The organism is Microcystis sp. LE19-10.1B (genome assembly GCF_027530565.1).
GTDB lineage: Bacteria > Cyanobacteriota > Cyanobacteriia > Cyanobacteriales > Microcystaceae > Microcystis > Microcystis aeruginosa.
In genome coordinates, this window is the sequence record NZ_JAPZQM010000463.1 from 1 (window position 1) to 8,610 (window position 8,610).

Below are 8,610 nucleotides of genomic sequence, written 5' to 3' on the forward strand. Positions count from 1 at the left end.
ATCCTTATCTGGCAAGAGACTTAATTGATTAGTTCGCTCTAGATCAAAAATAATTGACAAAAATCGCCAAATGCCTTTCTATATAAGGGTTCCATCCCTTATAACCCCCGTCCATTGCATAACAAAAACCGAAGAACCCAAAATCTGAGCATTTCCGACAATAAAGGCCGTGAAATAAATTTCACGGCTACGAGAAAAACGCTAAACTGTTTTTAAAGTTTTTTTATCCTAACTGGTTAACGGGGTTTAAAGGTGACTTGTAAACCGTCGCGAGGATGGGGAGTGGGGATAGTGGTGAGGGTGAGATCTTGATTAGGGAGTAATTGCCAATCGTATTTTTCTACTAAACGGACGGCTAAAATTTTCATCTCTAAACGAGCGAATTCCTTGCCGATACATTCGCGCAATCCCGCACCAAAGGGGATATATCCGTAGGGTTTTTCTTCGGCTAAAAAGCGATCGGGATCGAAGGTTTCAGGACGAGAATAAATATTATTATCTTTATGGGTATTGCTGATTTGATACTGCACTACCCATCCTTTCGGCAAATGATAACCGTTAAATTGACAGTCTTCTACTACCCGACGGAATCCTCCTCCCACGGGGGGAGTAAAACGTAAAACTTCTTTTAAAACGCGATCTAAATAGGTCATCTGTTTGAGGGTATCAACGCTTAAAGGAGTAGATAGATCAAAATTAGTTATTTCCTCGAGGACAAGCTGAAAAATATCGGGATGCAGTGCCATTTGTAGGCAGAAAGTGGCGATAGCGGAGGTTAAAGTTTCATGACCAGCAAAGAGTAATAATAGCACTTGATCCTTTAATTCTGCTAAGGATAAACTTTGACCGTTTTCGTCTTTAGCTTGTAAAAGGATAGCCAGAGCATCTTGGCCTAAGTCATCATTTTTTTGTCTTTCTAAAATGATAGTCTCGATCGCTTGTAGTAATTCTTCTCGACAGCGTAATGCTTTGCCAAAAGCTGTCCAGGGAAGGGGAATGGGAAGGGTAAATAGTCCCGCACACCAAGTATCAAAAGCTTCTCCTAATTTGGTAGCAGAACCATGATCAAGACCGACAAATAATTTACAGGCGATATCGAGGGTATAGTTTCTTAATTCAGGATACCATGACAGGGTTTTTGCGGTTTGCCAACGCTCTAAATAGTGAGCGGTAATTGTTTCTACCGTAGGGATATAACTTGCTAGGGACCGGGGTTGAAAAGCTTGATAGATTAAGCGACGACGGGAAGCGTGGACATCTCCTGTATGCACCGCTAAAGATGCGCTGCCGAGGAGAGTTTTGGTACTTTTAGGCCAAGTTGCCGCAAAGTATTTATTCTCGTTGCTGAGGAGAAACCGGTTAGCTTCGGCACCGGATAAAATAATCGTGGGACTGCCAAAAATATGAGTACGGAAAAGTTGACCATATTTATTATGACGTTTACTGGCAAAATCCCCATCGGTCAAAAAAGCGATTGTTTCTCCTAATAGGGGTAATCCGAAACTGCCGGGGGGTAGGGGTAAATCTTTGCTTATAGTCATCGCTGCCTCTAGGGTAAAACTAATCAGTTGCCGTCGATTAACCCTGTTTATTCTAACCTAAAGCACCGGAGAATTCATCCCCTAATCTAGCCTGACAATTAGCGATCGCACTTGACCAAGGCAAGTATCTAGGCAAAATTAATTACAGATCTCACCAGTCAGTTAACAATAAGAATTGCCGCCAATTGACATTTTTTAAGATCACCGCCATAATTAGGGCTTGCTCAATAAATGTGAAAACCTTGTTGGGTAAGACTTTTAGACTTTTTGGTTTCCAAAAAGTACCAGATATGGGAGTGATCGGTTGGAAAATTCCTGGACTTTTTCCCTGAAAATTAGGTAATTGACCAGATGAAAATCGCTAAAACCCTACACCCTACACCCTACACCCTACACCCTACACCCCGCCCCCACCGAAAAACTTTTTGCCGCAAACCCTAATTAGCCATTGCTAATAGTAATTCGCGGCAAACGATGCTTAAAACCGCAGAGAATTTCCCAGGATATCGTACCTAAATCCCGCGCCCAATCGTCGGCGGTGATGCACTGTGGGCCATCTTTACCGATAAGTGTGACGATTTCCCCTGTTTTTACCTCTGGAATCTCGCTCACGTCAATCATTAACTGATCCATGGTTATTGCGCCGATTTGGGGTACTAAACGTCCTCTCAGGGATACTTTTAAACGATTGGAGAGATTGCGGGGAATTCCATCAGCGTAACCGATACCGACCACAGCAATACGAGTATCTTTTGCCGCTATGTACTGATGACCATAACTCACTCCGGAGCCGGCGGCAATGGTTTTGACTTGGGCAATGCGCGCTTTTACTTGCAGGACGGGTTGCAAAGGGACTTTATCGGTGAGATGATCGGCGGGATAAAGACCGTAGAGAGCTAATCCGACTCTAACTCGATCGTAGTGCAGAGATCGATCGCTTAGGGTAGCGGCAGAGTTGGCTAAATGCAGACAGGGAGGATGATAACCTTTTGATCTTAACTCGGCGATCGCTTGTTGGAATCTTTGCCGTTGTAACTGCATCATCTCGGGATTGGGATCGTCAGCCGTGGCAAAATGGGAGTATATACTGGCAATTTTTAGGTTAGGAGCCTCTAAAACCTGTTCGACGAATTTTGTGCCGTTTTGCCATTGTGTACCTAAGCGACACATCCCCGTATCTAGTTTGATATGAACCGGCAGCCGCTGTTCTAAGCGTCTCATAACGGTGGCAAAAATTTGCACCTGTTCGATTTGCACCAGGGTGGGTTGCAATTGCCAATGGGCTAAGGCTGCCACTTCTTCCAGGGTGTTCACTGCCCCTAAAATCATAATTGGGGCAACGATTCCCGCTTCCCGTAGTTCGATACCTTCACCGATAGTCGCGATGGCTAAAGACTGCGCTCCGGCTTCTAAAACGCTGTTAGCCACCTTAACTGCCCCGTGTCCGTAAGCATCGGCTTTAATTACCGCCATTAATTCCGTTTTTGGGGCTAATAAGGCCTTGACTTTTCGCACGTTTTGTTGTAGGGCAGAGCGATCAATCTCTACCCAAGCACGATAGCGAATTGCTTCCGACAATTGATAATCATGACGGTTTTTGGGCGGATTGATAATTTTTGGTTCGATGCTAAACACCACTCGCTCACTCCTTTGCACACATAACCCAATTTATCACAGATGTCGGGGTGAAGACCCTCGTACTGACAGGATGAAACCCCGACCAATATAAAACAGCAAAGCACGATTAAATCCTTGACAGTTTAGCCTTGCATAGCTTACCATAGTAAATTTAGTTGGGTAAACAAGATATTAAAAGCGTTTAAGTACAGAATCTATCCGACCAGTGAGCAATCAGTTTTGCTTGCCAAGTCGTTTGGCTGTGCTAGATGGTTTTACAATTACGCTCTAAACTTAACATCCGAAACTTACAAGCAAACTGGAAAAGGATTAAGCAGAGACGAAATAATTAAGCTGCTGCCTTCCTTAAAAAAAGAGCATGAGTGGTTAAGCGAAGTACCATCGCAGGTATTACAACAAGCTGCTTTAAATCTTTCTAGTGCTTTCCTTAACTTTTTTGAAGGTAGAGCTAAATATCCTAACTTCAAGAAAAAGCAAAATAGGCAGTCGATTAGATTTCCTCAACACTGTAAGTTAAAAGATGATGTTCTGGTATTGCCTAAAATTGGTGAAGTCTCTTGCCAAGTTTCACGGCAACCAGAGGGAAACTTAAAGTCTGTTACGGTTTCAGTTAATCCATCAGGAGAATATTTCGCATCTTGTCTCTATGATGATGGTCAGGATTTACCCCAAAAATCATCAGAAGGAAAAGCTGTCGGGATAGACGTTGGACTAACCCATTTTGCTATTACATCAGATGGGACTAAACACGGGAATCCTCAATACTATCGTAAGTACGAACAAAGATTAGCGAGGAGACAAAAGAAACTAAGCCGCCAGCAAAAAGGCTCTAAGAATCGAAATAAAGCTAGAGTTAAAGTTGCTAAAGTTCACTCTAAAATCGTTCGTTGTCGTGAAGATTTTCTGCACAAACTAAGTCGTAAATTAGTTGACAAAAACCAAGTCATAGTGGTAGAAAATCTGGCAGTCAGAAACCTGGTCAAAAACCCTAAACTAGCAAAATCAATTAGTGATGCTGGTTGGGGTCAATTCTGTACTATGTTAAAATACAAGGCTGAATGGGAAGGAAAAATATATATAGAAGTAGATAGATTCTTTCCTAGCTCTAAGACTTGTAGTAACTGTTTAAATCCTGTTGATAGTTTGAGTTTAGATATTCGTAGTTGGCAATGTCCTAAGTGTGGAGAAACCCACGATAGAGACATCAATGCCGCTAAGAATATTCGAGATGAAGGTTTACGAATTTTGGCGGTAGGGCATACCGCTACTGCTTCTGGAGGGAGAGTAAGACCAAGTAAAGGCACTGCTTTTGCAAGGCATCTCCCCGTGAATGAAGAATCCCTCGCATGAGTGCGATGGGAGTGTCAAACCAAAAGAAAACCGAGAGGGCTAGGAAAGAAGCCGGAAACTCCTCTGGATTTCCTCCTTTTTCCCAGCGGAATCTAGGCTTTAAGATGAATGGGATGTTAGGAAGTTCCCGAAAAAATTTGGGGTTAGGGTTATAAAGGCTCGAAACTAAGTACCTAAAAGCTTTTAGCTTAACCAATTAGGTTTTAGATTCGATCGAGTGACAAGAAAGTAGGGAAGTTTTCACCTAACACTATCTCAGTGGTTGGACAGAAGTGAAGTTAACTGTGGGGTAAGGAATGCCAAAAAGCCTAGACTAAGATAAAATTATATCCAACCGGATGCAGTATAGGAGTTTAGCCAATGTCTAACGAAACTGTTACTTATTCCCTAGAAGCTGTCCTCACAAGGATTGAGGGAAAGATCGATAAGATTGATGAGCGCTTGACAAAAGTAGAAATAGGATTAACCGATCTCAAAGGGGATATTAAAGTGTTAGACGAGAAAATCGAAGGCATCGACAATCGGCTAAAATCAGTGGAAGGAACCCAAAAAAATCAGGTCTGGACATTAATTATCCTTTTGGGGAGTGCCATTTTTACGGCCGGATGGAAAGTATTTTTTTCCAGTAATATCTGATCTTTCTAATTCTCAACAAGACTACAGTTAACCGCTCCTGAAAGAAAATTTTCTTAAAGCCTAGACTTAAGATAAAATTATATCCAACCGGATGCAGTATAGGAGTTTACCAAATGTCTAACGAAACTGTTACTTATTCCCTAGAAGCTGTCCTCACAAGGATTGAGGGAAAGATCGACTCGCTTGAGAAGCGGGTTAACGAAAGATTTGACAAGGTAGAAGATCGGTTAACCAAACTAGAAATAGGAGTAACTGATCTCAAAGGTGATATTAAAGTGTTAGACGAGAAAATCGAAGGCATCGACAATCGGCTAATATCGGTAGAGGGAACCCAAAAAAATCAGGTCTGGACATTGATTATCCTTTTGGGAAGTGCCATTATTACGGCTGCTTGGAAAGTATTTTTTTCCAGTAATATCTGAGTTCTCTAATTCTCAACAAGACTACAGTTAATCGCTCCTGAAAGAAAATTTTCTTAAAGCCTAGACTAAGATAAAATTATATCCAACCAGATGCAGTATAGGAGTTTAGCCAATGTCTAACGAAACTGTCACTTATTCCCTGGATGTCGTCCTTAAAGAAATTAAAGACAGTATCAAGGAAGTTAGTCAAAAATTCGATAAGATTGATGAACGCTTGACAAAAGTAGAAATAGGAATAGCTGATCTCAAAGGGGATATTAAAGTGTTAGACGGGAAAATCGAAGGCATCGACAATCGGCTAATATCGGTAGAGGGAACCCAAAAAAATCAGGTCTGGACATTGATTATCCTTTTGGGAAGTGCCATTATTACGGCTGGGTGGAAAGTATTTTTTTCCAATAATATCTGATCTCTCTAATCCTTAACAAGACTACAGTTAACCGAACCCAAAAGGATAAAACCTTGTTTCTGTTTGACTGGATTTCCTCATTGCTTATTTACCAATACAAAAACGGCTAAAAATGCGATCAAGTACCGATTCAGTCACTTCTTCGCCGGTAATTTCTCCTAAGGATTGAATGGCAGTACGCAGATCGATCGACCAAAAATCAAAAGGTAAATTTTGGTCAATTGTTTTTTTGACCTGTTGCAAAGCAATTTTCGCCCTAGTTAAAGCGGCCGCTTGTCGTTGATTAATGGCTAAATCCAAATTAGCCGCCTGTAGTTCTTGATTTTGGACAGCATTAATAATAGTTTTTTCTAAGTCTTCAATACCCTGATTTTGGGCGGCCGACAGCTTGACAACTCGCTCAATTTCTGCTGGGTAAATTACCGTTTCGGGATGAGCTAAATCAATTTTATTAATCACTAAAATTAATCGGCGATCGCTGACAGAGCGATAAATTTCCTCGTCTTCCCGGGTCCATCCTGACTCTGCGGAGACGGTTAAGAGAACTAAATCAGCAGACCGGGCCGTTTGACGGGAACGTTCCACCCCAATTTGTTCGACTCGATCGCTGGCCGAGCGAATTCCTGCCGTATCGAGGACTTGTACGGGGATTCCCGCCACAACTAGCTGAGATTCGACAATATCGCGGGTAGTGCCGGGTAAATCGGTGACAATCGCTCGATCGCTCCGACTCCAAGCATTTAACAAACTGGATTTACCCACATTCGGCCGCCCCACGATCGCCACTTTCAGACCACTACGCAGCAATTCCCCGCGCTCGGCGGTGGCCAAAATTAAATTTACTTGACAAAAAACCTGTTCTATGCTATTGAGAATCGCCTCGCAATCCAAGGGCGGTAAATCTTCTTCAAAGTCAATACGGGCCTCAATTTCGGCCAAAATATCGAGACAGGTGGCGCGCAAATGGCGGATCGGTTGAGCGAGTTTCCCCTGTAAACCAGCGAGGGCAAATTGTGCCGCTTGGGGAGAACGCGCCCCAACGAGATCGACGACGCTTTCGGCTTGAGTTAGGTCAATTCTGCCGTTGAGAAAGGCACGGAGGCTAAATTCCCCCGCTTGTGCCAAACGCGCCCCATTTTCTAGACATAACTGTAACACCTGTTGTACGGGCATAATGCCGCCATGACAGTGAAATTCCACCACATCCTCGCGGGTGAAAGAGCGGGGAGCCAACATGAGCAACAGTAAAGCTTCATCGATAATTGCTTGACTTTGGGGATGCCGGATATAACCGTAGAGAATACGATGACTTTGCCATTTTTGACGATTGGGGCTATGGAAAAGCCGACGAGCGATCGCCACTGCCTGACTACCAGATAAACGGACAATACCGATACTACCCTGTTCCGGAACGATCGCCGTAGCGATGGCGGCGATCGTATCCCCTGTGTTTAACATCTCTTAATCACCCCTTGCTAAAATTGAAGTCGGTATCAATTTTGTCAGCATTTATGCCCGAAAATATGCGCTCACGGTCATTAAAAGCGAGAAAAAGCCGCAAATATTCGAGTAATCGCTTACTGCGATTTTTGCGCTATTGGTATATTCGCTTAATGCGATTACAAGGACATCCTAGGGAAATTGCCAGGGGTTTTGCCTTGGGAGTTTTTTCGGGATTTTTCCCGTGGATGGGCCTTCAAATCATCGTCGCTATCTTTTTAGCCACCCTATTTCGCGCCAACAAGATCGCGGCTGCTGCCGGTACTTATATCAGCAATCCCTTGACCGATCTGCCAATTTTCCTGTTTAATTATAAATTAGGAGAGTTTATTCTTGGTCAAAGCGGGCGATCGAATCTGGGCGACATTTTTCAAACTAATCAAAGCTTCACCGAAAAGTTAGCTAGTTCTGGCGGCCAATTTCTTTTGACCCTGTTTTTTGGTTGCTTACTATCAGCGACGGTATTTGCTACTATAACCTATTTTGTTAGCTATCGCCTAGTTCATCAACGGTATCACCGGCGACAAACAGGGAGAAAACGCTGATAAATTGTCACCGTTCAGGGGGGGGGACGAAATCTGGTAATCTAAGGGGCATGGATGAGAAGCACCTACGGTAATCCCATAATAAGTCTAAACTGTGATTTGAATGATTGAATGAATACTATGATTGTGTTGTATTCAGCAAGTCTTCATCAATAATCAATCATAGTCCATCCCATAATCACATCAATCACAGTTAAGACGATGGATGTTGCTGTTGTCGCAGCCTTTGTAAGTTTTCCCGAATCTTAACAGTAGTAGGAGGATTCTCCCCTAAAGCTTTCTAAGCAATTGCTAATGATTGTAAATAGAGGAGTTCTGCTTCGGCATACTTTTCCTAAAATTTGCTTGCTATAAATGTTAATCATAAATTTGTCGTCGATGTCCCACAACATCAATCATGATAATTTTTTCGGTTCTTCGTTACTTGGTATGGTTCGATAGGGGGGCATAAATCGACTAAATCCTTATCTGGCAAGAGACTTAATTGATTAGTTCGCTCTAGATAAAAAACAATTGACAAAAATCGCTAAATGCCTTTGTCTATAACAGGGTAAGCTCATCTAATTTGG

General features: G+C 42.6%; 9 protein-coding genes. 5 read left to right on the forward strand and 4 right to left on the reverse strand.

Annotated features, from left to right (window positions below):
- Window positions 1–236: 236 nt before the first annotated feature.
- The gene (locus tag O9332_RS16845) at window positions 237–1,541 is read right to left on the reverse strand and encodes a cytochrome P450 (protein ID WP_288026531.1); all 1,305 of its coding nucleotides are present in this window, start codon (window positions 1,539–1,541) and stop codon (window positions 237–239) included.
- Between the two features lie 441 nt (window positions 1,542–1,982).
- Window positions 1,983–3,179: an alanine racemase gene (alr, locus tag O9332_RS16850; protein ID WP_002760163.1), complete on the reverse strand. Its 1,197-nt coding sequence runs from the start codon at window positions 3,177–3,179 to the stop codon at window positions 1,983–1,985.
- 168 nt (window positions 3,180–3,347) lie between these two features.
- Between alr and tnpB the strand changes: the two genes are divergently transcribed.
- The 4 genes from tnpB to O9332_RS16870 all read left to right on the forward strand — a co-directional run bounded on the left by tnpB (window position 3,348) and on the right by O9332_RS16870 (window position 5,996).
- The gene (gene tnpB / locus O9332_RS16855) at window positions 3,348–4,529 is read left to right on the forward strand and encodes an IS200/IS605 family element RNA-guided endonuclease TnpB (RefSeq protein WP_002760167.1); all 1,182 of its coding nucleotides are present in this window, start codon (window positions 3,348–3,350) and stop codon (window positions 4,527–4,529) included.
- A 360-nt stretch (window positions 4,530–4,889) separates the two neighbouring features.
- Window positions 4,890–5,165 carry a hypothetical protein gene (locus O9332_RS16860; RefSeq protein ID WP_002760168.1) on the forward strand — a complete coding sequence of 92 codons (276 nt, stop codon included), beginning with the start codon at window positions 4,890–4,892 and terminating at the stop codon, window positions 5,163–5,165.
- A gap of 113 nt (window positions 5,166–5,278) precedes the next feature.
- A complete protein-coding gene (locus O9332_RS16865) occupies window positions 5,279–5,587 on the forward strand; it encodes a DUF4164 family protein (protein WP_002760170.1) in 309 nt (102 codons plus the stop codon).
- 112 nt (window positions 5,588–5,699) lie between these two features.
- The gene (locus tag O9332_RS16870) at window positions 5,700–5,996 is read left to right on the forward strand and encodes a hypothetical protein (protein ID WP_002760171.1); all 297 of its coding nucleotides are present in this window, start codon (window positions 5,700–5,702) and stop codon (window positions 5,994–5,996) included.
- Between the two features lie 84 nt (window positions 5,997–6,080).
- Here the strand turns inward: O9332_RS16870 and mnmE are convergent, their stop codons facing one another.
- The gene (mnmE, locus tag O9332_RS16875; RefSeq protein ID WP_002760173.1) at window positions 6,081–7,454 is read right to left on the reverse strand and encodes a tRNA uridine-5-carboxymethylaminomethyl(34) synthesis GTPase MnmE; all 1,374 of its coding nucleotides are present in this window, start codon (window positions 7,452–7,454) and stop codon (window positions 6,081–6,083) included.
- Between the two features lie 53 nt (window positions 7,455–7,507).
- Here mnmE and O9332_RS16880 point away from each other — a divergent pair, with 53 nt between their 5' ends.
- Window positions 7,508–8,041, forward strand: a complete 534-nt coding sequence (locus tag O9332_RS16880; RefSeq protein WP_002760175.1) for a DUF2062 domain-containing protein — start codon at window positions 7,508–7,510, stop codon at window positions 8,039–8,041.
- Between the two features lie 391 nt (window positions 8,042–8,432).
- Here the strand turns inward: O9332_RS16880 and O9332_RS16885 are convergent, their stop codons facing one another.
- Window positions 8,433–8,561 (reverse strand): hypothetical protein, encoded by a 129-nt coding sequence (locus tag O9332_RS16885; RefSeq protein WP_288026535.1) that lies wholly within the window; start codon window positions 8,559–8,561, stop codon window positions 8,433–8,435.
- Window positions 8,562–8,610 lie beyond the last annotated feature (49 nt).